Here is a 24,923-nt window from a genome sequence, read left to right on the forward strand (position 1 = left end):
GTCGATGCTGCTGTTCCGCTGGGCCATCCTGCTGCTGTTGCTGGTGGCCGGGGCGTCGTTCGCGTTCTATGCGGGGACGGGGCGGCTCAAGTACCGGCGCTTCGGGTGGGTCGTGCTGAAGTGGACGCTGCTGGCGGCGTTCGGGTTCTTTGCGGTGTTGATCGCAGAACGAGTCGCCTGATTTTCAGCGCGTACGCCCCTGCCGGTACACGCCGTTGGTGCTGCGCCCCAGCGTCGTTGCCTGGCTGAGCCGCGCCATCGAGGCGCCCACATGCGCATGCGTGATCGCGATCCCCAGCGCGTCGGCCGCGTCGCTGCCCGGCACGCCCGGCAGGTGCAGCAGGCGCTTGACCATCTCCTGGACCTGCGCCTTCGCGGCGCGACCGTGGCCGGCGACGGCTTGCTTCATCTGCAGCGCGGTGTATTCGGCGACCGTGAGATTGCTCGTGACCAGTGCCGTCAGGCAGGCGCCGCGCGCCTGGCCGAGCAGCAGCGTCGATTGCGGATTGACGTTGACGAACACGATCTCCACCGCCGCCGCATCGGGCTTGTAGCGCTCTGCGATCTCGCCGATACCATCGAACAGCACCTTGAGCCGCGCAGGCAATTCGCCGGTGCCGAGGTGGCGGGTGGTGATCGTGCCGCTGGCGACATAGCGCAGCGCATGGCCGTCCACATCGACCACGCCGAAGCCGGTGGTCTGCAGGCCGGGGTCGATGCCTAGGATTCGCATGGCACCTTCATACGCCGAAGTACCAACGGACTGAATGGAAGAAGATCGGTGCCGCGAAGCACAGCGCATCGACGCGGTCCAGCAGCCCGTTGGCGCCCGTGATGCCGACGCCGCGCTGGCCCCAGTTGGGAATGCCGCGGTCGCGCTTCAGCGCCTTCATCACCAGGTGCCCCATCGAGCCCGCGACGCAGGCGATCAGCGACATCGCCAGTGCCTGTCCGAAGCCGAAGGGCGTGATGAACGAGAACAGCGCGCCGACCAGACTCGCGATCACCATGCCGATCGCCCAGCTGGTCCAGTTGAAGCTGCGGCTCACGTGCGGCGCGAAGGGCGCCTGGCGGAACAGGCGTTGCCAGATCGCGCCGAGACCGCGTTCGGGCGCTTCGGGCACTGCAGGCGTTTCGGCGTCGGGCTCCGCGGGCAAGCTGCTGCGGCGCGATATCAGATGCTGGGTCAGCATGCAGGTCTGCACCACGAACACCAGGAAGAACACGAGGAAGGCGCTCTTGCCTTCATAGCCCGGAAAGGACAGCAGCAGCAGCGCCGGCACATGGCTCATACCGTAGACGCAGACCATGATGCCCCACTGCAGCTTGGCATTGCGTTCGAGAAACTGGTTCGGGTCATCGGCCAGTGCGCTCACGACCGGGATCGCGAGAAAGGCGTAGACCGGAATGAACACGGTGAACAGGTCGAAGCGCGCCGTCGCAACCAGCCAGAACTGGATCGGCAGCACCACGAAGAAAGCCAGGATCAGGCTGCGGTGATCGCCGCGCCGTGTCGGCGACAGCGTGATGAACTCGCGCAGCGCGAAGAATGCGATGAGTGCAAACAGCACGGTCGCGACCGTTTCGCCGAGCGCCCAGCCGATCCAGAACACCACCACCATGAACCAGCTGGTGCGAAGCAGGGCGCGAAAGTGCAGCAGCTCGGCCTGCCACAGTGCATCGTGCCGAGGATTGCGGCGCTCCTTGAAGGTCAGCAGGAAGGCGATGGTGCTGACCGTCACCAGCAGGCCGAAGACGATCAGGAACAGCGCTGCGACCTGGTGCGTCGGCGCGAGATGGCGAAGGTAGTCGTTCATCCGGGCCTACACGTAGCGCAGTGCGATCACCGCGTCGCGCGCGCGGTCCAGGAAAGGGCGGCGCTCTTCGCCCGGCTCGACGCAGATCGGCGCGCCGAAGGTGACCGAGCAAAGGATCGGCACCGGCACGATCTCGCCCTTGGGCATCACGCGCTGCACGTTGTCGATCCAGGCCGGCACCAGCACCACCTCGGGAAACAGCGTGGCCAACGTGAACAGGCCCGACTTGAATTTCTGCGGCTCGCCGGTGTGGCCGCGGGTGCCCTCGGGGAAGATGATGATCGAGTCGCCGCTTCGCAGCGCCTCGACCAGCGGTTCGAGCGGATCGGGGCCCGGCGCTGCGGGACCCTCCGTCGATGCGGTCGATGCCGCACCGCCGCGTTCCACGTACACCGCGTTGAACACCTCGGTGGTGATCCAGCGCTTGAACGGCGTGTTGGCCCAGTAGTCGCGCGCCGCGATCGGGCGCGTGATGCTGCGCAGCTCCTCGGGCAGCGCGGCCCAGATCATCACCAGGTCGACATGGCTCTGGTGGTTGGCGAAGTAGATCCGCTGTTCGGCCTTGGGCGGGCAGCCATACCAGCGCGCCTGCGCACCGGTCAGCAACCGGATCGCCCCCAGCAACAACCATCCCATGAGCTTCGCCAACATGCGCGCGATGATACGGGGCGATGCCTCAGGGCAGTTCGGCGGCCGGCATGCGCGCGACGATGGTGGCCGATCGATGGGCCAGGTAGGCGGAGCCGGGATGGTGCTCGAAGAACTTGGGGCTCGGCAGCATCACCGCGAGCCGTGCTGCCTCGGCGGCGCTCAGGCGCGAGGCCGGCTTCCGGAAATAGCGCTCGGCCGCGGCCTCGGCGCCGAACACGCCTTCGCCCCACTCGACGTTGTTGAGATAGATCTCGAGGATGCGCTCTTTGCTCAGCATGATCTCGAGCGTGGTGGCCAGGACCAGCTCCTGGCCCTTGCGCAGCAGCGTGCGCTCACCGGAGAGCAGCAGGTTCTTGGCCAGTTGCTGGGTGATGGTCGAGCCGCCGCGCAGCTGCGGCGGGCGTGGTTCCTTGCCGCGTGCGCGCATCTGGGCAGCGCGCCGCGCGGCGAACTCCTCGGCACGGGCGTTGCGCTGGCGCGCGCGCTCGATGGCTTCCCATTCGACGCCCTGGTGGTAGATGAATTCGCTGTCCTCGCTCGCGATCACGGCGCGCTTGAGGTTGTCCGAGATCTGCGCATAAGGCACCCAGCGCTGCTGCCAGTCGCGATCGCCGTTGCCGCGCCCCTGCGTGGCGATCAGCCACGCTTCGGAGCGCTGGAAGGCGGTCGATTGCGGATCGATGGCCGCCATCGTCGCGATGCGCAGCACGAAGAAGAGTTCGAGCGCGAGGCCCGCGATCAGCAGGCACAGCAGCCAGCGAAGGATCGCCTTCACGCCGAGTCGACGATGGTGCGCAGTTCGGCCAGCACCTGCGCGGACGGCGGCCGCACGCCGCGCCAGGTCGCGAAGGCTTGCGCGGCCTGCTCGATCAGCATGCCGAGGCCGTCGCGCGGCACGGCGCCGTTCTCGCGCGCCCACTGGATGAAGCCGGCGGCGGCCGGCCCGTACATCATGTCGATCGCCAGTGCGCCGGGCGCGAGCACGCCGGCCGCCACCGGTACCTCGCCGCCGGCCAGGCTGGAGGCGGTGGCGTTGACCACCACGCCGAAACGGCCCGGCACCGCGTCGAGCGCCTGCGCCTCGAGCGTGACACGGTGCTGCAGCGCGAGCGGCGCATGGCGCTGCACCAGCGCGATCGCGCGGGCCAGCGTGCGGTTGGCGACCACCAGCCGGCGTGGCCCGGCTTCGAGCAGCGGGCCCAGCACGCCGGCCGCGGCGCCGCCGGCGCCGAGCAGCAGCACGTCGCTGCCCGCGAGCGCCACGCCCGCATGGGCCGTGATGTCGTGGACCAGCCCGACGCCGTCGCTGTTGTCGCCGTGGATGCCGTCCTCGCGGAAACTCAGCACGTTGACCGCTTGCGCCAGCGCGGCGCGCGGACTGAGGTGCTGCGCCAGCGCGGCTGCATCGAACTTGAAGGGCACGGTGACGTTGCAGCCGCGCGCCGTGCCTTCGGTCTCGTCGGCGCGGAATGCGGCCACGCCGTCGGCAAAGCCGCCGAGCGCGACCAGGCGGCGGCCGTAGCGCATCGTCTGTCCGGTGAGTTCGGCGAAGCGCGCATGAATCCACGGCGAGCGGCTGTGCTCGACCGGGTTGCCCATCACGCAGTACAAGTCCATGGCGTTGCGCTCATTGCTTTGACGAAAGCTGCGTCTCGAGCGTCTCGTCGTGGGTGAACTTGAAGCGCGAGGGCAGCACGATCTGGTCGGTCTGGCGGCGCATCGCGTCGGTGAACTTGCCGAAGTTGCCGATGCTGCGCACGATGGCCTGCGCGCGCCGGTCCAGCAGGCGGTCACCCGAGCTTTCGACGATGTCGGTGCCGAGGATCGAGCCGTCGTAGTTGACGGTCACCATCATCGTGAGCTCGCCGTAGAGCTTCTTGCCGGCGATCTCGGGGAAGTTCTCGGTGCCGCGCATCTCGACGCGCCGGCGCAGTGCGTCGACGTAGGCCGCGTAGGCGGCCTCGCGGGTGGCAGGGCTCAGGTAGCGCTTGCGCGGCCGGGCGTTCTCTTCGTTGACGCGGCGCTCGATCTCGGCCAGCAGCTCGACCAGCTGGCGGCGTTTCTCCTCGCGCGCGGCGGCTTCGTTCGGGTTGCCCTGGGTGCGCGGATCCGGCACCGGCATCGCGGCGAGTTGCTGCTTGATCTGGGCCAGCATCATCATCTGCTGAGCCTGCATGGCTTCGACCTGGCGCTGCGCATCGTCCATCGAGTCGCCGACCGCGGTGAAGGTGGAAGGCGGCAGCGGGCTGGTGGCGCGGCCCTTGTCGAGATCGCCGCCACCGGCCAGCGACGCCTGGGCGATGGCCATGGCCTTGTCGGGCCGCTCGTTGCTCCTGGCGTTGACCAGGATGACTTCGAGCGGCGTTTCCTTGAAGACGCGGTTGAAGGATTCGGGATCGATGAAGCGCACCGAGAGCAGCACCGCATGCGCCAGGACCGACAGGCCGAGCGCAATCTGCAGCGTGCTCAGGTCGCGCAGGTTCATGCAGGCGCGCTTTCCGGTGCGGCCGCCTCGCTGTCGGCGAGGTCGACAGCGATCGCAATGGGACCGGCGACTTCTTCGTCGTCGCCGCTTTCGTCCTCGGCCGCGACTTGCGCCGGCGCGGTGTCGAGGCGCTCGACGACCGTGCCGTGGATGTCGAGCGCGATCTCGTCGATGTCGCCGAGCTTGACGCGCACGCGGGCGCCGCGCATCAGCCCTTGCGTGCCCGTGACCGGGAACACCAGCGGCAGCGTGTCGGCCCGCACCAGGGCGCCGTTCGGCAGGTCCTTGATCAAGGTCGCGTCGAGTTCGGTGATGGCCTGCTGCCGCAGGTATTCGAGCGTCCAGAAGCGTTCCATGCCGCCCTGGTGCGCGTTGTAGGTCGCGTAGGCGGCGTCGAAGCCCGAGAGGATGGAGAACAGCTCGGCGTCCTTCGGCTTGAACGGCGCCGCGAGCGCGGCGGTCTTGCCGTGGCGCGCCGCGGCGATGATCTGCCACTGGTTCACGAGGTCGGTGTAGCGGCGCAGCGGCGAAGTGCTCCACGCATAGCTCTTCACGCCGAGGCCGGCATGCGGCAAGGCCCGCGTGCCCATGCGCACCTTGATGCCCGGCGCCAGGCTGGCCTGGCTGCGGTAGAGGCCGGGCACACCGAGCTCGCCGAGCCAGCCACCCCAGCTGCTGTTGGCCAGGATCATCGCTTCGGAGACGATCAGGTCGAGCGGCGCACCGCGCTGGCGGGTGCTGATCTGGACCTGCTCGTTGCCGGTGGGCTCGCCGTCGTTGCCGACCAGGCGGAAGTTGTAGTCGGGCCGGTTGAAGTTCTCGGGCTTGCCGCGCACCACCTCGCGCTGCGCCTTCAGATGCTTTGCGAGGCGGAACAGGAAGGACAGCGGTTCGCGCAGCCGCCGTGCGGCTTCGGGCGCGTCGCTGTCGGCCACCGAGGCATCCTCGAGCCAGGGCTGCGTGACGAAGCCGTCGAGCTGGTCATGGCGCAGGTTGGCGACGATCGGCACGCGCTCCAGCCTGGTCTCGGTGGATTTCAGTTCCAGCGTGGCCGTGTCGAAGCTCGCGTAAAGCGAGACGGCGGGGCAGTCGCGCCCTTCCTGCAGGGTGTAGGTCTCGACCACCTCGTCGGGCAGCATCGTGATCTTGTGGCCCGGCATGTAGACGGTCGACATGCGCGCACGCGCCACCTGGTCGATCGGGCTGCCCGGCACCAGCGCCAGGCCCGGCGCCGCGATGTGGACTCCGACGACCACCGTGTCCTGGCCCAGGCCGCGGACCGAGAGCGCGTCGTCGATCTCGGTGGTCTGCGAATCGTCGATCGAGAAGGCCTGCACGTCGGCGAGCGGCAGGTCATCGGTGATGGCCGGCGCGCTGAGGGCCGGAAAGCCGGTGCCCTTGGGAAAGTTCTCGAACAGGAAGCGGCGCCAGTGGAACTGGTAGGCCGAGTCGATCGCGCCGGCGCGCTGCAGCAGATCGAGCGGCGGCCGCTGCGTGGCGCGGGCCGCTTCGACCACGGCCTTGTATTCGGGCGCGTTCTTGTCGGGGCGGAACAGGATCTTGTAGAGCTGCTCGCGCACCGGCGCCGGGCAGAGGCCGTCGGCCAGTTCGGCCGCCCACTGCGTGATCTGCGCCTGGACGGCTTTCTTCTTTTCGATGGCGGCCAGGGCCTGCTGCAGGATCTCGGCCGGCGCCTTCTTGAAGCGCCCCTTGCCGGCGCGGCGGAAGTAGTGCGGCGCCTCGAACAGCGCCAGCAGCGCCGCGGCCTGCTGCGTCAGCGTGGGATGGGCCTGGAAGTAGTCGACCGCCAGTTCGCCGAAGCCGAACTCGCCTTCGGGCGCGAATTCCCAGGCCAGGTCCAGATCCATCGCGGCCGCGAGTTCGCGGGCCTCGGCGATCAGCGCGGCCGGTGCCGGCTTCTCGAAGCGCAGCACGATGTGGGCGCTCTTGACCTTGACGCGCTTGCCGCTGTCGAGCTCGACCTGCGCCGAGGCCTCCGCTTCCGACAGGATGCGGCCGCCGAGGTATTTGCCGGCTTCTTCGAACAATACAAACATGGGTTGGATTGTCCCATGAGCCTTTGCTCGCCCCCAGGCTGCGCGCACTTCGTGTCGCTACGCCAACCCCCTGCCGGGGGCAACACCAGCGGCCCGGCGAAGCCGGTTCCGCGGTGTTCCTGGAAGGAGGCAGGGCCGCCCGGGGGGCCGTTCTCTTTCGCTATTTGAGGTCGAGAAAGGCCATCACGTCGTCGAGGTGGTGGCGCTCGAAGTCGGACAGCGCATGGTCGCCGCCTTCGAGCAGCTTGACGCGGCTGCCGGGGTAGCGGGCCGACATCTCGCGCCAATCCAGCACTTCGTCGCCCTTGGCGACGATCGCGAGGACGCGTTCGGGCCGGGTCAGCGGGCCGACGTCGAGGGTGCGCAACTGGTCGATGTACTCGGGGCGGAAATAAAAGTGCTCCGCGGGGTCATGCCACAGGGTCTGGTCGCCGATGTGGCGGGCCAGGTCCCGCGCGGGGTGCACGGCGGGGTTCAGCAGCACGGCGCGGCAGCGGGTCATGCCGGTCACGTAGGTGGCATAGAAGCCGCCGAGTGAGGAGCCGACCACGGCCATGGATGCGCGCGGCCAGCCCGCGATGCCGCGCATCACCAGGTCGATGGCATCGCGCGGCGAGGGCGGCAGCTGGGGGCACCACCATTCGACGCCGGGATGCCGCTCGGCCACGCGCCGTGCCATCTGGCTGGCCTTGGCCGACTGCGGAGAAGAGCGGAAGCCGTGGAGGTAGAGCAGGTGGGTCGCGGGAGGCATGGAGAGGCAATCGGGTTCGGTCGGGAAGCGGCGCAGCAGAGTGTGGAGGGGCCGAGTTGCGCCCGAATCCCATGAATCAGGTAATTTTCGGAGTTTCCGTCCGTCGACGGGCTTTATGCTCATCGTGATGCAACAAAACGAAATGCCCGACGACGGCGCGACCCTGCCGTGGGGCGTGGTGATCGTCGAAGACGACGGGCCGACCCGCGCCTTTTTCGAGGAGAGCATCGGTCGTTGCACGAAGCTCCGGTGGCTCGCCAGCGCAGGGACGGTGCACGACGCGCTGTCGCTGCTGGAAGGCCTAGCCCCGGCGCCGGACGTGCTGCTGGTCGATCTGGGTCTGCCGGATGGCAGCGGGCTGCGGGTGATCCAGGAGGCCGTGGCCCGCTACCCGCAGTGCGAGCCGCTGGTGATCTCCGTGTTCGGCGACGAGGACAACGTGCTGGCCAGCATCGAGGCCGGTGCGGTCGGCTACATCCACAAGGACGATGCGCCGGAGAGCATTGCCTGCACCATTCTCGACATGAAGGCGGGCGGTTCGCCGATCTCGCCGATGGTCGCGCGCCGCGTGCTGGCCAAGTACCGCAGCCTGCAGGACGAGAACCGTCCGGCGGATGCTGCGCCAGCGCCCGAGGCCGTTGACGCGGCGGCCGCGATCCTGCCCGGGCGCCCGCTGCTGTCCAAGCGCGAGCAGGAGGTGCTGGCGCTGATCGCGCGCGGTTTCTCCTATGCCGAAATCGCGCGGCTGCACGCGCTGAGTGTGCACACGGTGCAGACGCATATCAAGAATCTCTACGGCAAGCTGGCGGTGCATTCCAAGAACGAAGCGGTGTTCGAGGCGATGCGCCTGGGGCTGCTGCGCCACCCGGGCTGAGGCGCGCCATGCAGGCCTGGCTCCGCAGCGGTTTCCGGGCGGGCACGGCACTGCTGCTCTGGTGCGCGCTGGCAGGCGCGTGGGCGGGCTCCGACCTGCAAGTGCTGAACGCGGCGACGGTCACCACCACGGTCGCGGGCCGCACGCAGACCGAGGCGGTCGATCTGCCCTATCACTGGGACCGGCACCAGGCGGCTCAGCCCGGCGTGGCGAGCTTCGATCTGCCCTTCTCGCTGGAGCGGCAGCCCGATGTGCCGTGGGGCATCTACCTGGCGCGCGTCGGCACTTCCTTCTCGGTCGAGCTCAACGGGGAACTGGTGGAGGCCAACGGCAGCCTGGCGTACAGCGACGGTGGCGACTACGCCAAGATCCCGCGCTTCATCGCCGTGCCCGCCAGGCTGCTGCGGCCCGGCGACAACCTGTTGCGGATCCGGATCCGCGCCGACACGGGCCGCCGTGCGGGCCTGTCGGCGCCCGTGCTCGGGCCCGCGAGCACGGTGAGCGCCGATCTGTTCGCGAGCGCGTATGCGTGGCGCTTCTCGGGATCCGTGCTGCTGGCGGCCTTCAGCCTGGTCGTCAGTGTCACGGCCTTCGCGCTCTGGCTCACGCAGCTCGACACCAGCGCTGCCGACGGTCGGCGGCGCGAGGGCGTGTACCTCTGGGCGGCGCTGGCGGAGTTCTGCTGGGCGCTGCGCGTGGCCGACGGCGCGATCGCGAATCCACCGCTGCCCTGGGTGGCGTGGGGCGTGTTGATGACCGCCTGCTATTCGGGCTGGGTGGTGTCGGCCGTGCTGTTCTGCCACCACGTCGCCGGCTGGCATCGGCATGCCAGCGTGCGATGGATGCGATGGGCCATGGCCGTGATGTTCGTGGGCGCAGTGTCCTCGACGTGGTTGTCCCTCGCGCGCGCCGAGCCCCAGTGGCTGACCGGCTGGCTCGGGTTCGAGATCGCCGGCATCGCCGTCTATATCGGCGGTTTCGTGCTGGCGACGGTGCTGCGGCCGAACATCGCGCGGGTGCTGCTGTCCAGCGTGGCCGTGCTCACCGTGCTGATCGGGCTGCGCGACTGGGTGGTGATCCGGGTCAGCGATTCCTACGGCGATACCACCTGGGTGCGCTACACCTCGGTCTTCTTCGGCATCGCGCTGCTCACGATCGTGGTGACGCGCTTTCGCACCGCCAGCCAGCAGGCGCGCGAACTGCTCGCCACGCTCACCGCCAAGGTGGCGGATCGCGAACGCGAACTGGCCGCGACCTACGGGCGGCTCGAACGGGCCGCACGCGAACAGGCCACGGCGCTGGAGCGGCAGCGGATCCTGCGCGACATGCACGACGGCGTGGGCTCGCACATCAGCGCGGCCATTCGCCAACTGCAATCGGGCGACGCGAAGCCCGAGGAATTGCTGCGCACCCTGCGCGATTCGCTCGACCAGTTGAAGCTCTCGATCGATTCGATCCAGCTGCCGCCCGGCGACGTCGGCGCGCTGCTGGCCGCGCTGCGCTATCGGCTCGGGTCGCGCTTTGCGGCCTCGAACATCGAGCTGCAATGGGCCGTGGACGAGCTGTCGCCGGTCGAGCGCCTCGACGCGCAGGCGATGCGGCAGCTGCAGTTCCTGCTGTTCGAGGCGATTTCCAACGTGCTGCAGCACGCGCAGGCCACGGTGCTGCGCATCGAGGCGGCGATGGCGGGGCCGGCGCTGCGCCTGTGCGTGATCGACAACGGCCGCGGCTACGACGCCTCGAGCATGCCGCGCGCGATCTGCGAGCGCGCCGCCGCGATCGGGGCGTGGCTGGCGGTCGAAAGCCGACCCGGCCGCACGGTCGTTCGGCTCGATATCGATTGAACGGGCCGCGCCGGCGCGGATAATTCGCGTCCATGTCGGCCGTCCTCCATCAACCCTCGCTCGTGCGGCGCGTGCTGCCCATCTTCCAGGGTTTCGACGGCTTCATCGCGTTCGCGGTCTTCCTGCTCGCCTGCGCCGGCATGCTGACGATGTACTCGTCGGGCTACGACCATGGCAGCCGCTTCGTGGACCATGGGCGCAACATGCTGATCGCAGGCTTCATCATGTTCGTGGTGGCGCAGATCCCGCCGCAGCGGCTCATGGTGTTCGCCGTGCCGCTCTATACGCTGGGCGTGGCGCTGCTGATCGCGGTGGCGCTCTTCGGCCTGACCAAGAAGGGGGCCAGGCGCTGGATCAACGTCGGTGTCGTGATCCAGCCGAGCGAGATCCTGAAGATCGCGATGCCGCTGATGCTGGCCTGGTGGTTCCAGCGCCGCGAGGGGCAGTTGCGGCCGCTCGACTTCGTGGTGGCCACGGTGCTGCTGGCGGTGCCGATCGGCCTGATCATGAAGCAGCCCGACCTCGGCACGGCGCTGCTGGTGCTCGCAGCCGGCATGTCGGTGATCTTCTTTGCCGGTCTGTCGTGGAAGCTGATCGTGCCGCCGGTGGTGATCGGCCTGGTCGCGATCTCGCTGATCGTGGGTTTCGAGTCGCAGCTGTGCGCCGACGGCGTCGACTGGAAGGTGTTGCACGACTACCAGAAGCAGCGCGTCTGCACGCTGCTCGACCCGAGCAAGGATCCGCTGGGCAAGGGCTTCCACATCATCCAGGGGATGATCGCGATCGGCTCCGGCGGCGTCGGCGGCAAGGGCTTCATGCAGGGCACGCAGACGCACCTCGAATTCATCCCCGAACGCACCACCGATTTCATCTTCGCGGCCTATGCCGAGGAGTTCGGCCTGGTGGGCAACCTGGCGCTGATCGCCGCCTTCATCCTGCTGATCCTGCGCGGACTGGCGATCGCATCGGATGCGCCGACGCTGTTCTCCCGTCTGCTGGCCGGCGCGGTGACGATGATCTTCTTCACCTATGCCTTCGTGAACATGGGGATGGTGAGCGGCATCCTGCCTGTGGTGGGTGTGCCGTTGCCTTTCATCAGCTATGGCGGTACCGCGATGGTGACGCTGGGGCTTGGTCTGGGCATCCTCATGTCCATCTCCCGCGCCAAGCGCCTCATTCAGACCTGACCCTGCGGCCGGCGCAGCCAGGGGTGCCGCCCTAGAATGGTTTCATGATCAGTCGCGAACCCACCATCGAGCGCCTCGCCACGGCGCAACAACTCCTGCTCACGCCCTTCGGTCTCGACGAGTCGCATCTGTCGCGCGCACTCGCCGAAATCACGGCGCACAAGGTCGACGATGCCGACCTGTACTTCCAGTACACCCGCAGCGAGGGCTGGAGCCTGGAGGAGGGCATCGTCAAGACCGGCAGCTTCAGCATCGACCAGGGCGTGGGCGTGCGCGCAGTGAGCGGCGAGAAGACGGCGTTCGCCTATTCGGACGACATCTCCGAAGCCTCGCTGCTCGATGCGGCGCGCACGGTTCGCGCCATTTCGTCCGCGGGCCGCACGGCGCGCGTGAAGACGCCGGCGCGCAGGATAGCGAGCAGCCGTTCGCTCTACGACGGCATCGATCCGATCTCCACGCTCGACAGCACGGCCAAGGTCGAGCTGCTCGGAAAGGTCGAAAAGCTGGCCCGCTCGCGCGATCCGCGCGTGGCGCAGGTGATGGCCGGCCTCGCGAGCGAATACGACGTGGTGCTGGTCGCGCGCGCCGACGGCACGCTGGCCGCCGACGTGCGGCCGCTGGTGCGGCTCTCGGTCACGGTGATCGCCGAGCAGAACGGCCGCCGCGAAATGGGTTCGGGCGGCGGCGGCGGCCGCTTCGGCCTGGCCTATTTCGACGACGCGCACATCGCCGAGTATGTGGATCAGGCGGTCAAGTCGGCATTGACCAACCTCGATTCGCGGCCCGCGCCGGCCGGCGAGATGACGGTGGTGCTCGGCCCGGGCTGGCCGGGCATCCTGCTGCACGAGGCCATCGGCCACGGCCTGGAAGGCGACTTCAACCGCAAGGGTTCGAGTGCGTTCTCGGGCCGCATCGGGCAACGCGTCGCGGCCAAGGGCGTGACAGTATTGGACGACGGCACGATCGCCGATCGCCGCGGTTCACTCAACGTCGACGACGAAGGCAACGCGACGCAACGCAACGTGCTGATCGAGGACGGCATCCTGAAGGGCTACATCCAGGACTCGCTCAATGCACGGCTGATGAAGTCCAAGCCGACCGGCAACGGCCGGCGCGAGAGCTATGCGCACGTGCCGATGCCGCGCATGACCAACACCTACATGCTGGGCGGCGACCGGGTGCCGGCGGAAATCGTGGCCAGCATCAAGAAGGGCCTCTATGCCACCAATTTCGGCGGCGGCCAGGTCGACATCACGAGCGGCAAGTTCGTGTTCTCGGCCAGCGAAGCCTACTGGGTCGAGAACGGGAAGATCCAATATCCGGTCAAGGGCGCGACCCTGGTCGGCAACGGTCCGGATGCGCTGACCCGCGTCACGATGATCGGCAACGACATGGCGCTCGATTCGGGCGTCGGCACCTGCGGCAAGGAAGGCCAGAGCGTGCCGGTCGGCGTCGGCCAGCCGACGCTGCGAATCGACGGATTGACCGTAGGCGGCACGGCTTGAGGCTATACTCCGCACCCATGTCCGCTCTTCGCGTTTATTTCTTTGCCTACTTTTGGTTCCCGGTTTCCGGCGGACGAGAGGCGCGTGCGTAGAGCAAGCAGACAGCAGAACCCCTCTCAGAACCGCCGGTGCCAAAAGCCCGGCGGTTTTTCTTTGGCCGAACGAATTTCAAGACCCCCCGAAAGAAGGAACGACAGCATGAGCACGAAAGCCGCCCCGTCCAGCGACGCCTGGTACGCGAACGTCGAGAAAACCAGCCAGACCGACGACGAACGCATCAAGGACATCACCGTGCTGCCTCCTCCCGAACACCTGATCCGCTTCTTCCCGATCCGTGGGACGGGCATCGAATCCCTGATCAGCGGCACGCGCCGTGCCATCCACGACATCATGGCCGGCAAGGATGACCGGCTGCTGGTGGTCATGGGGCCATGCTCGATCCACGACCCCGCCGCTGCGCTCGAGTACGCCCGGCGCCTGAAGGCGGAACGCCAGAAGTACGCGGACACGCTCGAGATCGTGATGCGCGTGTACTTCGAAAAGCCACGCACCACCGTGGGCTGGAAGGGGCTCATCAACGATCCGTACCTCGACCAGACCTTTCGGATCGACGAGGGCCTGCGGATCGCGCGCCAGTTGCTGATCGACATCAATCGCCTGGGGCTGCCGGCCGGCAGCGAGTTCCTCGACGTGATCTCGCCCCAGTACATCGGCGACCTGATCGCCTGGGGCGCGATCGGTGCGCGCACGACCGAGAGCCAGGTGCACCGCGAGCTTGCCTCGGGGCTGTCGGCGCCGATCGGCTTCAAGAACGGCACCGACGGCAACATCCGTATCGCGACCGACGCGATCCAGGCCGCGGCGCGCGGCCATCATTTTCTTTCTGTCCACAAGAACGGCCAGGTCGCGATCGTGCAGACCAACGGCAACAAGGACTGCCATGTGATCCTGCGCGGCGGCAAGGCGCCCAACTACGACGCACAGAGCGTAGCGGCGGCCTGCAAGGATCTCGAGGCCGCCAAGCTGCCCGCCACGCTGATGGTCGATTGCAGCCATGCCAACAGCAGCAAGCAGCATCAGAAGCAGGTCGACGTCGCGAAGGACATTGCGGCCCAGGTCGCGGGTGGCAGCCGGAGCGTGTTCGGCTTGATGGTCGAGAGCCATCTGCATGCCGGCGCGCAGAAGTTCACGCCGGGCAAGGACCGGGTCGACGGCCTCGAATACGGCAAGAGCATCACCGACGCCTGCCTGGGCTGGGACGATTCGGTGCAGGTGCTGGAAGCGCTGTCGCAGGCCGTCAAGCAGCGGCGCGGGTAGCTGTGAGCCCCCGGCTTTTCACTTCACTTCACTTCGCTTCGCTGCGTGTAATTCGCCACCCCCGAGGGGGAGGCTCGGCCGCCTTGGGGCGGCCCGGCGGCGGCCGACTCGCGGCGCTTGAATTTCAGTCAGATCAGCGCGGCCAGGTCCGGCCAGTGATGGCGCAGCAAGGCCGCTTCGTCGCTGTCCGGGCGCATGAATGAAAAGTCGGTGAAGTCGAAGCCTGGCCCCACGGTGCAACCGACCAGCGTGTAGTCGTCAGAGGGCTTCGTCGCGATGGGCCGGGCCGCTTGCCATTGGCCGGCCGGTACGGTGTGCTGAGGCCGTGTGCCATGAACGTCGACCGGGCCGAGCCGCACATGGGCTGGTGCCGTGCGAAGCGCCGCGTCGCAGGTCCAGAGTGCCAGCGGCACGCCTTCCAGATGAATCCACACTTCGTCGGATCGCACGGTGTGCCAGCGGGAGTGCTGGTGGGCTTCGAGCAGAAAGTAGATGGTCGTGAGCGCCTGGCGCGCGGGGCGGCCGTCGGCGGGCACGACCTGGGCCGTCGAGCGGAACACCTCGCGAAACCAGCCGCCCTCGGGATGGGGCTGCAACTGGAGGGTCTCGATGAGCTGCCGGGCGCGCATGGGATCTATTTTGCCGCGCGCAACGCGGAAAGCAGCTTGTCGTGCACGCCGCCGAAGCCCCCGTTGCTCATGCAGACGATGTGATCGCCGGGACGCGCGGCGGCGACGATCCCGGCCACCAGCGGCTCGATCGCTCCGGCCACCTGCGCCCGCGAACCCAGGGGGGCGAGGGCGGCGGCGGCGTCCCAGTCCAATCCGCCGCTGTGACAGAAGGCGAGATCGGCCGCCTCCAGGCTCCATGGCAGTTGTGCCGCCATGGTGCCGAGCTTCATGGTGTTGCTGCGCGGTTCGAACGCCGCCAGGATGCGTTCGCCTTGCCTGCCGCTCGCATCGAGCTTCTGGCGCAGGCCGTCGAGCGTGGTGCGGATCGCCGTTGGGTGATGCGCGAAATCGTCGTAGACGGCGATGGTTCCCTCGCTGCGCTCCACCGATCCGCGCAGCTCCATGCGCCGGCGCACATTGCGGAAACTGCCGAGCGCGGCCGCCGCTGCGGCCGGGTCGACGCCGACGTGATCCGCCGCGGCGATCGCCGCGAGCCCGTTCATCTGGTTGTGCAGGCCCGACAACGGCCATTCGACACGCCCGACCCGGACGCCAGCGCGCAGCACGTCGAAGGCGTCATGCGATCCGTCGGCCCGCCATTCGCCGCCGGCTCCGAAGCGGGCGACTTCGCTCCAACAGCCTTGTGCGAGCACGCGTTGCAGGCTTTCCTCGGTGGCGTTGACGACGACGCGGCCTCGGCGGGGCACCGTGCGCACGAGATGATGGAATTGCCTTTCGATCGCCGCGAGGTCGTCGAAGATGTCCGCGTGATCGAATTCCAGGTTGTTAAGGATCGCGGTCCGCGGGCGGTAGTGGACGAACTTGCTGCGCTTGTCGAAGAACGCCGTGTCGTACTCGTCGGCCTCGATCACGAAAGGGGATTCGGCGCTTCGCCCGAGCCGGGCGGAGATGCCGAAGTCGAGCGGCACCCCACCCACCAGAAAGCCCGGTGCCAGTCCTGCCTGCTCGAGAATCCAGGCCAGCATGGAGGTCGTGGTCGTCTTGCCGTGCGTGCCGGCGACCGCCATCACGTGGCGCCCTTGCAAGACGTGTTCGGCCAGCCATTGGGGCCCACTGGTGTAGTGAGCGCCGGCATCGAGAATGGCTTCCATGAGCGGAAACTTGGGCGAACCATCACCCAGCCGAATCCGCGACACCACGTTGCCGACGACGAAGACATCCGGCCGCAGGGCCAGTTGGTCTTCGCCAAAGCCTTCGATGAGCTCGATGCCGAGGGCTCGCAACTGGTCGCTCATCGGCGGATAGACGCCGGCATCGCAGCCTGTCACCCGATGGCCGGCTTCGCGCGCCAGGGCGGCGACGCCGCCCATGAAAGTGCCGCAGATGCCGAGAATGTGAATATGCATTGGGCGATTCTAGGGATGCATTCGCGCGGCCTTCTGTGACCGTCGTACTGCGGGCAAAATGGCCGGATGGACATGTCCAAGCAGGAAATTGCCGCTGCCGCGGCCCGCCTCGTCGTCGAGGAAGGGCTGGAGTACGGCCCGGCGAAGCGCCGTGCACTGCGCGATCTGGGTTTGCCCGCGCGCACCGCGCTGCCCAACAATGACGAGGTCGAGGTCGAGGTCCGGGATTACATCCAGCTGTACTGCGCCGACACGCAACCCAAGGAACTGTATGCGTTGCGGCTGCTCGCGCTCGAATGGATGGAGCGGATGGCGCAGTTCCGGCCTCACGTTGGCGGCGCCGTGTGGCACGGCACGGCCACGCGGCTGTCGGACATCTACATCCAGCTCTTTTGCGACGATTCGAAATCGGCGGAGATCGCGCTGATCGATCACCATGTCGACTACGAGCCGCGCATGGTCACCGGCTTCCATGGCGAGCAGGTTGAGGCGCTCAGCGTCCATGCCGCAAGTCGTACGCTGGGCGAGGAGATCGGCGTTCACTTGCTCGTGTACGACCTCGACGACCTGCGCGGTGCGCTCAAGCCCGATGCACAAGGCCGCGTGCCCCGCGGAAATCTGGCCGCGCTGCGACGGCTGATAGAAAAGGATACGGAATGACTTCTTCGCCAACGCGCCGAGGCCTGATTTATGGCGGCGTCGCGGCCATTGCGGCTGCGGCTGGCCTGGGCGGCGCGCTCTGGCGCCACGACGCTGGCGCCAGCGGTGGCGAGAAGCTCGGCGCGGACTTCTGGTCCCGCCGCTTCGATCGTCCGGAGGGCGGCGAATTGCTGCTCGCAAACCTCCGCGGCAAGCCCTTGCTGGTCAACTTCTGGGCGACCTGGTGTCCTCCTTGTGTGGAGGAAATGCCAATGATCGACGCCTTCTTCCGCGAAAATAGTGTCAACGGATGGCAAGTGATCGGATTGGCAATCGATCAACCGAGTGCTGTGCGCAAGTTCCTGGTCAAGACGCCGGTCACCTATCCCATCGGTCTGGCGGGTCTGGATGGCACGGAACTGGTCAAGCAATTGGGCAACAGCGCCGGGGGATTGCCCTTCTCGTTCGTGGTGGCGGCCGACGGCTCCGTCTCGGCGCGTAAAATGGGAAAGCTTGAGCCGAGCGACTTCCAGGCATGGCACCGCGTCTAGTTCAGAGCTAGAATCCGGGCCCACGAATCCGGCAGTTGGCGCTGAAACGCCGAAATAAGCCGATTTTCAGGCGATTTAAGTTCTAATAACCGGCAAAGCCGGCGCTGGAGTCCCATGGATCTACGCAAACTGAAGACACTCATCGATCTGGTGTCCGAATCGAATATTTCCGAACTGGAAATCACCGAAACCGAAGGCAAGGTCCGTATCGTCAAGGGCGGCGTGGCTGCCCCCGTTCAATATGTTCAGACGCTCGCTGCACCAGCCCCGGCCGGTGCAACTGCCGTGTCTGGCGCCATCGCCGCCGCACCCGCTGGCGCGCCTGCGGAGGCCGCAGTGCCGGCCGGTCATGCCATCAAGTCGCCGATGGTGGGGACCTTCTACCGATCTTCGAGCCCGGGTGCACCGGCCTTCGTCGAGATCGGCAGCCAGGTCAAGGAGGGCGACACGGTCTGCATCATCGAAGCGATGAAGATCCTCAATGAAATCGAGGCGGACAAATCCGGGACCGTGACCCAGATCCTCGGCGAGAACGGCCAGGCGGTCGAATACGGCCAGCCGCTGTTCATCATCGAGTGACCATGTTCAAGAAGATTTTGGTCGCCAATCGCGGCGAGATCGCGCTGCGCATCCAGCGCGCCTGCAGCGAACTCGGCATTAAGGCGGTCATGGTGTATTCCGAGGCCGACCGCGAGGCCAAGTACGTGAAGCTCGCGCAGGAAGCGGTGTGCATCGGTCCCGCGCCTTCCTCGCAGAGCTATCTGAACATGCCGGCCATCATCTCGGCAGCCGAGGTGACGGACTCCGAGGCGATTCACCCGGGTTACGGCTTCCTGAGCGAGAACGCCAATTTCGCCGAGCGCGTCGAGCAAAGCGGATTCCAGTTCATCGGCCCGACCCCGGAATCGATCCGCATCATGGGCGACAAGGTGTCGGCCAAGCAGACGATGATCAAGGCTGGCGTGCCCTGCGTGCCCGGGTCCGAGGGTGAACTGTCGGACGATGCGGCCACCAACAAGCGCATTGCGCGTGCGATCGGCTATCCGATCATCGTCAAGGCGGCGGGCGGCGGTGGCGGACGCGGCATGCGTGTGGTGCACACGGAGGCGGCATTGGTCAATGCCATCCAGATGACCAAGGCGGAAGCCGGCGCGGCGTTCAACAATCCGGCCGTCTACATGGAGAAGTTCCTCCAGAACCCGCGCCACATCGAGATCCAGATCCTCGCCGACAAGCACAAGAATGCCGTCTACCTCGGCGAGCGCGATTGCTCCATGCAGCGGCGCCACCAGAAGGTGATCGAGGAATCGCCCGCGCCCGGCATTCCGCGCAAACTGATCGAGAAGATCGGCGACCGCTGCGCCGCCGCTTGCAAGAAGATCGGCTACCGCGGCGCCGGCACCTTCGAGTTCCTCTACGAAAACGGCGAGTTCTATTTCATAGAGATGAACACCCGCGTCCAGGTGGAGCATCCGGTCACCGAGTTCACCACGGGCATCGACATCGTCAAGATGCAGATCATGGTGGCGGCGGGCGAGAAGCTCCCCTTCACGCAGCGCCAGATCGAGATGCGCGGCCATGCGATCGAATGCCGGATCAACGCCGAGGATCCGTACAACTTCACGCCGTCGCCGGGTCGCATCACGATGTGGCATCCGCCGGGCGGCCCCGGGGTTCGTGTGGATTCGCATGTCTACACCAACTACTTCGTGCCCCCGAACTACGATTCGATGATCGGCAAGATCATCGTGCATGGCGACACGCGAGATCAGGCCCTCGCGCGCATGCGCACGGCGCTGAACGAAACAGTGATCGAAGGCATCCAGACCAACATTCCGCTGCATCGCGAACTGATGGTCGACGCCAAATTCATGAGCGGCGGCACCAACATCCACTATCTCGAAGAGTGGCTCGCGGCGCACAAGCGCTGAACGGAGTCGGCCTTGTTCGAACTCCGCCTCCTCGCGCCAGAAGACCGGGTCGAGACTGTCAGCGATGCCCTCGAGGCGCTCGATGCGCTGAGCGTTTCCGTCGAGGATGCGGATGCGCAAACTGACGCGGAGCAGGCCTTGTTCGGCGAGCCGGGCATGCCACCGCCCAAGGAGGGGTGGCAGCGCTCCCGGGTGATCGCGCTGTTCGCCGAGGAGCGCCTGGCAAGAGAAGCGGCCGCTGTGCTGGTCGCACAGGACTTCTTTGCCGATTGCAGAATGCTCGGCTTGGCCGACGTGCCCGATCAGGACTGGGTGCGGTTGACGCAGTCGCAGTTCTCTCCGGTCGAGGTCACGCCCGAGTTCTGGATCGTTCCGAGTTGGCATGAGCCGCCGCCGCAGGCGCGTCAGGTGATTCGGCTCGATCCGGGGCTTGCCTTCGGCACCGGCACGCACCCGACGACACGCATGTGCCTGCGCTGGATCGCGTCGCAGGGCCGGGTGGATGGCCGGCGCGTGCTGGACTACGGTTGCGGCTCCGGCATTCTCGCGATCGGCGCCGCAAAATTCGGTGCACCGGAGATCGATGCGGTCGACATCGACGAAGCTGCGGTGGCATCGACGCGACTCAATGCCGAAGCGAATGGCGTGCATCTGAACGCCGGGTTGCCGGAAACCGCGCAGGGGCGCTACGGCATCGTGCTCGCGAACATCCTCGCCACGCCGCTCAAGGTGCTTGCTCCCTTGCTCTGTGAGCACGTGGCGCCGGGCGGCGCGCTGGTGCTGGCCGGCATCCTCGAACGGCAGGCCGATGAATTGACGCTCGCCTATGCACCTCATGCGGCCCTGGAAGTGAGCGACAACGAGGATGGCTGGATTCTGATGACGGCACGCCTCTGAGCGACCGTTGCCGCCGGAGGTCGCTCCTACAATCGGCATCTGATGAGCCTGGTCACCCACTGTCCTGCCTGTGCCACCACTTTCAAGGTGGTGAGGGACCAGCTTCGCATTTCCGACGGATGGGTGCGTTGCGGCCGTTGCAGCGAAGTGTTCGACGCGACTGCCGATCTCCAGGAAGTACCGGAGTCCGGCGCTCCCTCTGTGTCGGCGACGCCTTCGGCGGGGAATGTCCCCGGCCCGGCATCCGATGCCGATCCTCCGATAGAACCCGGGCTCGAAACGTCGGCGCCGGCAAGCACGCAGAACGCGTCGACGAGCGAATCACCGGTGCAGGATTTCGAGGAAGCAGACTTTTTCGAAGAGGAGCAGGAAGAGATCCAGCTTCCCTCATCGGCGCCGGACACAGCGGCGGCATCGAGACCGGATCCCGATCCTGCGTCGGCTGCGCGGTCGCCCGAGGACGCCGCGTCGTCGGCGCCGCTGCGCTTCATCGGCATTGTTCCCGATGCGCCTTGGACCGTCGTCGAGCCGCCTGTAGTGCCCGTGCCGCCCAAGGCCGCCTATCCGCCATTTCCCAAGATCGATCTGACGCTGCCTTCAAACCGTCCTGTCGGACGGGATCCGATCCCCGACATGGGCGATTCGGGGAATGCACAGTTTCAGAAAGCCTTGCGGCGCGCGCGCGAGAAGGCCGCCAAGGCGAAGGCGCGCGAAGAGAAGGTGGCGGTGCGCGAATCGGCGCCGATCATGCAGATGGCCAGTGAGCCGGAGTGGCCGTTGAATGGTGCGACCGGGGGATTTACACCTTCTTCGGAGTCCGAAGATGCAGCGCCAGGCTTCTGGCGGCGTCCGACAGCGCACCGCTCGCTCTATTCGATCGCCATCCTGGCTGGCTTGCTGGCGCTTGCTGCACAGGCAGTGCATGAGCGGCGCGATGCCATCGCGGCGCGGAGCCCTTCCTTGCGTCCTGCGCTCACGGCGCTGTGCCGTCTGACCGGATGCGAGATTTCCGCGCTGCGCCGGAAGAACGACATCGTGATCGAGGGTGCCTCGTTCTCACGCGCAAAAAACGGCGATGCCTATCGGCTCGACTTCAGCTTGCGCAATGGGGCGAGCGTGCCGCTGGCGATGCCGGCGGTGGAATTGTCCTTGCGCGACACGCAGGATCGGACGGTCGTGCGACGAGTTCTGATGCCTGCCGAATTCGGCGCGCCTGCCGTGCTCTCGGCTCGCGGCGAGCGCGCAGCGTCGCTGCCGATCACGCTCGTCGGTGCCGAGGCGGCAGCGCTGCCGCCGGTCGCGGGCTTTGTCGTCGAGGCGTTCTACCCTTGAATATCCGGCGATTCTTCCTTTTCCATTCTTTTCAACCAATGGCGTATCCATGGCAGCAGTGATTTGCGGTTCCCTCGCGTTCGACACCATCATGACCTTCGAAGGCCGGTTTGCCGATCAGATTCTTCCGGATCAGTTGCACATCCTCAACGTGTCCTTCCTCGTGCCCGGCCTGCGGCGTGACTTCGGCGGCTGCGCCGGCAACATCGCCTACAGCCTCCGCGCGCTCGGCGGCACTGCATTGCCGATGGCGACGGTCGGAAGCGACGGTGGTGATTACCTGGAGCGCCTGCGTGCGCTCGGCATCAGCACCGAGTTCGTGCGGCAGGTGGACGACAGCTTCACCGCCCAGGCCATGATCATGAACGACCGCGACAACAACCAGATCACGGCATTCCATCCGGGCGCGATGCAGCAGGCGCACATCACGCGTGTGGTCGCGCGCGAGGACATTCGACTCGGCATCGTTGCGCCGGATGGCCGCGAGGCGATGCTGCAGCACGCGGAGCAGTTCAAGGCGGCGGGCATTCCTTTCGTGTTCGATCCGGGCCAGGGCTTGCCGATGTTCGACGGCAAGGAGCTCGCGCACTTCGTCGACCTGGCCAGCTGGGTAGTGGTCAACGACTACGAGGGAAAGATGCTGTCGCAGCGCACCGGGTGGAGCCTTGCAGACATCTCGAAGCGCGTACGCGGATTGGTGGTGACCCTGGCGGCCGAAGGCTGCGAGGTGTGGACCCACGGCGAGCGCGAGCATGTTCCCGGCGTGACGCCTGCCGCCGTGGTCGAGCCCACCGGCTGCGGTGATGCCTGGCGCGGTGCGCTGCTCTTCGGTCTCGAGCAGGACTGGCCGCTTGCGCGCTGCGCAGCGCTGGGCAATCGCATCGGTGCGCTCAAGATCGCGCAGCGAGGCCCTCAGAACTACCAAGTCGATCTCAAAGCACTCGGCCTTTGAAGTAGCCGCATAAAAAAGCCCGACACCGCGAGGTGCCGGGCTTTTGCCTTCAAGGCCGCTGAAAGACTCAGGGCTTGCTGGCCGTCGGAAACGGCCATGCTGCCTGTGGGTTCAGCGTTGTTTGCGCCGCAGGAGCAGGCGCTACGGCGGCCTTGGCGGGCGCTTTCGCGGCCTTCTTGGCAGCAGGCTTCTTCGCTGCTTTCTTGGCAGCAGGCTTTTTGGCTGCAGCCTTTTTCGCAGGGGCCTTCTTGGCAGCGGCCTTTTTCGCCGGTGCCTTCTTGGCTACAGCCTTCTTGGCCGGCGCCTTCTTTGCAGCGGCTTTCTTCGCCGGCGCCTTCTTGGCCGGAGCCTTCTTCGCAGCAGCCTTCTTCGCCGGTGCCTTCTTGGCGGCTACCTTCTTGGCCGGAGCCTTCTTGGCAGCGACCTTCTTCGCCGGCGCCTTCTTGGCGGCTACCTTCTTCGCTGGTGCCTTCTTGGCCGGGGCCTTCTTTGCAGCGGCTTTCTTAGCCGGCGCTTTCTTTGCAGTTGCCATTTCTATTTCTCCTGATCAAGTTGAAAAATCAACCTTTTGAAGCACTCCACGCATGTTGGTCAGCGTGAAGCGATTCATGGCGTTGGATCAAGATCCAGCACCATGAACACCTGAGCCTTCGTCGGCGCCGCACTCTTCGGTGCGATCGGCGGCAAGGGCAATTCCTGAATTCACCTTATTGTTCTGTCGCAAAAATTCAATCCCAGGAGAGCGCACCACCCGACTGATACTCGATCACACGGGTTTCGAAGAAGTTGCGCTCCTTCTTCAGGTCGATCATTTCGCTCATCCAGGGGAATGGGTTTTCTTCGTTCGGGAAGAGCGTCTCAAGGCCGATCTGCTGCGCGCGCCGGTTGGCGATGTAGCGCAGGTAGCCTTTGAACATGGAGGCGTTCATGCCGAGCACGCCGCGCGGCATGGTGTCTTCGGCATATTTGTATTCGAGCTCGACGGCCTTCATGAAGAGCGCCTTGATCTCTGCCTTGAACTCGGCGGTCCAGAGGTTCGGATTCTCGAGCTTCAGCTGGTTGATCAGGTCGATGCCGAAATTGCAGTGCATCGACTCATCGCGCAGGATGTACTGGTACTGCTCGGCGGCACCGGTCATCTTGTTCTGGCGGCCGAGCGCAAGGATCTGCGTGAAGCCGACGTAGAAGAACAGGCCTTCCATCAGGCAGGCGAAGACGATCAGCGACTTGAGCAGCGTCTGGTCGCTTTCATGCGTGCCGGTGTGGAAGTGCGGGTCGCTGATGGCCTCGATGAACGGGATCAGGAACTGGTCCTTCTCGCGGATCGAAGGCACCTCGTTGTAGGCGTTGAAGATCTCGCTCTCGTCAAGGCCGAGCGATTCGACGATGTACTGGTAGGCGTGGGTGTGGATCGCCTCTTCGAAAGCCTGACGCAGCAGGAACTGGCGGCACTCCGGCGCCGTGATGTGGCGGTAGGTGCCCAGCACGATGTTGTTGGCGGCCAGCGAATCGGCGGTCACGAAGAAGCCGAGATTGCGCTTGACGATGCGGCGCTCGTCCTCGGTGAGGCCGTTCGGGTCTTTCCAGAGCGCGATGTCGCGCGTCATGTTCACTTCCTGCGGCATCCAGTGATTGGCGCAGGTGGCAAGGTACTTCTCCCAGGCCCACTTGTACTTGAACGGAACCAACTGGTTGACGTCGGTCTGGCCATTGATGATGCGCTTGTCCGCGGCCTTGACGCGGCGTGCGGCAGGTACGGCGGGTGCTTGAGGTGCGAGAGTTCGGGGTGTCGGCACCGCGGCGCCGTCATCGAGGGTGCGCGAGGCCGGAGCGATTTGCGAAGTCGGAAGCTCCGCCGAGCGGCTGGCTTGCGCGCCGCTGTTCGATGAGTGCCGCAATCCTTGTGGCAGATCCTTTGGCAAGGAGGGCTTGACTTCTTCGTCCCAGGTCAACATAGAAAAATCCAATGCTCAAATTATGTGAGCAACGATGTGAGTTGCAAAGTGCTCCTTCACATCGCGCTCCAATTATGTTGTCGTTATGTTGTTCGCATGCATCGCAATTTGTCAGGCGATGCCGCGAATCGCGGCCTCCT

25 protein-coding genes are annotated in these 24,923 nt (G+C 66.3%); 13 read left to right on the plus strand and 12 right to left on the minus strand.

Annotated elements, in window-relative coordinates; translation table 11 throughout:
• Positions 1-4: 4 nt before the first annotated feature.
• Entirely contained in the window at positions 5-181 is a 177-nt protein-coding gene (locus E5P2_RS04570; protein WP_174262638.1) for a hypothetical protein, read from the plus strand.
• 3 nt (positions 182-184) lie between these two features.
• Here the strand turns inward: E5P2_RS04570 and ruvC are convergent, their stop codons facing one another.
• The 8 genes from ruvC to E5P2_RS04610 all read right to left on the minus strand — a co-directional run bounded on the left by ruvC (position 185) and on the right by E5P2_RS04610 (position 7,761).
• A complete protein-coding gene (ruvC, locus tag E5P2_RS04575; RefSeq protein ID WP_162565971.1) occupies positions 185-733 on the minus strand; it encodes a crossover junction endodeoxyribonuclease RuvC in 549 nt (182 codons plus the stop codon).
• A 7-nt stretch (positions 734-740) separates the two neighbouring features.
• Positions 741-1,817 (minus strand): phosphatidate cytidylyltransferase, encoded by a 1,077-nt coding sequence (locus tag E5P2_RS04580; protein WP_162565972.1) that lies wholly within the window; start codon positions 1,815-1,817, stop codon positions 741-743.
• A gap of 6 nt (positions 1,818-1,823) precedes the next feature.
• Positions 1,824-2,468, minus strand: coding sequence for a lysophospholipid acyltransferase family protein (locus tag E5P2_RS04585; protein ID WP_162565973.1), 645 nt, complete (start codon positions 2,466-2,468; stop codon positions 1,824-1,826).
• A gap of 25 nt (positions 2,469-2,493) precedes the next feature.
• Positions 2,494-3,243, minus strand: a complete 750-nt coding sequence (locus E5P2_RS04590) for a transglycosylase domain-containing protein (protein ID WP_162565974.1) — start codon at positions 3,241-3,243, stop codon at positions 2,494-2,496.
• Entirely contained in the window at positions 3,240-4,085 is an 846-nt protein-coding gene (aroE, locus tag E5P2_RS04595) for a shikimate dehydrogenase (protein WP_162565975.1), read from the minus strand. Before aroE ends, E5P2_RS04590 begins: the two co-directional genes overlap by 4 nt.
• Positions 4,086-4,095: 10 nt before the next feature.
• Positions 4,096-4,953 carry an energy transducer TonB gene (locus E5P2_RS04600; protein WP_162565976.1) on the minus strand — a complete coding sequence of 286 codons (858 nt, stop codon included), beginning with the start codon at positions 4,951-4,953 and terminating at the stop codon, positions 4,096-4,098.
• Positions 4,950-7,010: a ribonuclease catalytic domain-containing protein gene (locus E5P2_RS04605; RefSeq protein WP_162565977.1), complete on the minus strand. Its 2,061-nt coding sequence runs from the start codon at positions 7,008-7,010 to the stop codon at positions 4,950-4,952. The genes E5P2_RS04600 and E5P2_RS04605 overlap by 4 nt, the downstream gene beginning before the upstream one ends.
• 160 nt (positions 7,011-7,170) lie before the next feature.
• On the minus strand, positions 7,171-7,761 hold the full coding sequence (locus E5P2_RS04610) for a YqiA/YcfP family alpha/beta fold hydrolase (protein ID WP_162565978.1): 591 nt from the start codon (positions 7,759-7,761) through the stop codon (positions 7,171-7,173).
• 142 nt (positions 7,762-7,903) lie between these two features.
• On the opposite strand from E5P2_RS04610, the gene E5P2_RS04615 reads away from it, so the two are divergent.
• The 5 genes from E5P2_RS04615 to E5P2_RS04635 all read left to right on the plus strand — a co-directional run bounded on the left by E5P2_RS04615 (position 7,904) and on the right by E5P2_RS04635 (position 14,488).
• Positions 7,904-8,635: a response regulator transcription factor gene (locus tag E5P2_RS04615; protein ID WP_232080576.1), complete on the plus strand. Its 732-nt coding sequence runs from the start codon at positions 7,904-7,906 to the stop codon at positions 8,633-8,635.
• An 8-nt stretch (positions 8,636-8,643) separates the two neighbouring features.
• Positions 8,644-10,479: a sensor histidine kinase gene (locus E5P2_RS04620; protein WP_162565980.1), complete on the plus strand. Its 1,836-nt coding sequence runs from the start codon at positions 8,644-8,646 to the stop codon at positions 10,477-10,479.
• A 32-nt stretch (positions 10,480-10,511) separates the two neighbouring features.
• Complete coding sequence (gene rodA, locus E5P2_RS04625) at positions 10,512-11,666, plus strand: rod shape-determining protein RodA (protein ID WP_162565981.1); 1,155 nt, start codon at positions 10,512-10,514, stop codon at positions 11,664-11,666.
• Between the two features lie 44 nt (positions 11,667-11,710).
• Positions 11,711-13,171: a metalloprotease TldD gene (gene tldD / locus E5P2_RS04630; protein WP_162565982.1), complete on the plus strand. Its 1,461-nt coding sequence runs from the start codon at positions 11,711-11,713 to the stop codon at positions 13,169-13,171.
• A gap of 198 nt (positions 13,172-13,369) precedes the next feature.
• Positions 13,370-14,488: a 3-deoxy-7-phosphoheptulonate synthase gene (locus E5P2_RS04635; protein ID WP_162565983.1), complete on the plus strand. Its 1,119-nt coding sequence runs from the start codon at positions 13,370-13,372 to the stop codon at positions 14,486-14,488.
• A 128-nt stretch (positions 14,489-14,616) separates the two neighbouring features.
• Here the strand turns inward: E5P2_RS04635 and E5P2_RS04640 are convergent, their stop codons facing one another.
• Both E5P2_RS04640 and mpl read right to left on the minus strand, forming a co-directional pair.
• On the minus strand, positions 14,617-15,126 hold the full coding sequence (locus tag E5P2_RS04640) for a cupin domain-containing protein (protein WP_162570339.1): 510 nt from the start codon (positions 15,124-15,126) through the stop codon (positions 14,617-14,619).
• Entirely contained in the window at positions 15,123-16,526 is a 1,404-nt protein-coding gene (mpl, locus tag E5P2_RS04645; protein ID WP_162565984.1) for a UDP-N-acetylmuramate:L-alanyl-gamma-D-glutamyl-meso-diaminopimelate ligase, read from the minus strand. The genes E5P2_RS04640 and mpl overlap by 4 nt, the downstream gene beginning before the upstream one ends.
• Before the next feature lie 66 nt (positions 16,527-16,592).
• Here mpl and E5P2_RS04650 point away from each other — a divergent pair, with 66 nt between their 5' ends.
• The 7 genes from E5P2_RS04650 to E5P2_RS04680 all read left to right on the plus strand — a co-directional run bounded on the left by E5P2_RS04650 (position 16,593) and on the right by E5P2_RS04680 (position 22,828).
• Positions 16,593-17,186 carry a hypothetical protein gene (locus E5P2_RS04650; RefSeq protein ID WP_162565985.1) on the plus strand — a complete coding sequence of 198 codons (594 nt, stop codon included), beginning with the start codon at positions 16,593-16,595 and terminating at the stop codon, positions 17,184-17,186.
• Positions 17,183-17,716: a TlpA family protein disulfide reductase gene (locus tag E5P2_RS04655; RefSeq protein WP_162565986.1), complete on the plus strand. Its 534-nt coding sequence runs from the start codon at positions 17,183-17,185 to the stop codon at positions 17,714-17,716. The genes E5P2_RS04650 and E5P2_RS04655 overlap by 4 nt, the downstream gene beginning before the upstream one ends.
• Before the next feature lie 114 nt (positions 17,717-17,830).
• Complete coding sequence (gene accB, locus E5P2_RS04660; RefSeq protein WP_162565987.1) at positions 17,831-18,295, plus strand: acetyl-CoA carboxylase biotin carboxyl carrier protein; 465 nt, start codon at positions 17,831-17,833, stop codon at positions 18,293-18,295.
• Positions 18,296-18,297: 2 nt separating this feature from the next.
• Positions 18,298-19,647 (plus strand): acetyl-CoA carboxylase biotin carboxylase subunit, encoded by a 1,350-nt coding sequence (accC, locus tag E5P2_RS04665; protein ID WP_162565988.1) that lies wholly within the window; start codon positions 18,298-18,300, stop codon positions 19,645-19,647.
• A 12-nt stretch (positions 19,648-19,659) separates the two neighbouring features.
• Positions 19,660-20,544: a 50S ribosomal protein L11 methyltransferase gene (gene prmA / locus E5P2_RS04670; protein WP_162565989.1), complete on the plus strand. Its 885-nt coding sequence runs from the start codon at positions 19,660-19,662 to the stop codon at positions 20,542-20,544.
• Positions 20,545-20,586: 42 nt separating this feature from the next.
• Positions 20,587-21,876, plus strand: coding sequence for a zinc-ribbon and DUF3426 domain-containing protein (locus E5P2_RS04675; protein WP_162565990.1), 1,290 nt, complete (start codon positions 20,587-20,589; stop codon positions 21,874-21,876).
• Positions 21,877-21,925: 49 nt separating this feature from the next.
• Positions 21,926-22,828: a carbohydrate kinase family protein gene (locus E5P2_RS04680; protein WP_162565991.1), complete on the plus strand. Its 903-nt coding sequence runs from the start codon at positions 21,926-21,928 to the stop codon at positions 22,826-22,828.
• Between the two features lie 67 nt (positions 22,829-22,895).
• Here E5P2_RS04680 and E5P2_RS04685 read toward each other — a convergent pair whose 3' ends face one another.
• Positions 22,896-23,360: a histone H1-like DNA-binding protein gene (locus E5P2_RS04685; RefSeq protein ID WP_162565992.1), complete on the minus strand. Its 465-nt coding sequence runs from the start codon at positions 23,358-23,360 to the stop codon at positions 22,896-22,898.
• Between the two features lie 196 nt (positions 23,361-23,556).
• Positions 23,557-24,783 (minus strand): ribonucleotide-diphosphate reductase subunit beta, encoded by a 1,227-nt coding sequence (locus tag E5P2_RS04690; protein WP_162565993.1) that lies wholly within the window; start codon positions 24,781-24,783, stop codon positions 23,557-23,559.
• Between the last annotated feature and the right edge of the window lie 140 nt (positions 24,784-24,923).

Origin of the sequence: Variovorax sp. SRS16, from assembly GCF_901827165.1 — a bacterium.
Classification (GTDB): Bacteria; Pseudomonadota; Gammaproteobacteria; order Burkholderiales; family Burkholderiaceae_C; genus Variovorax.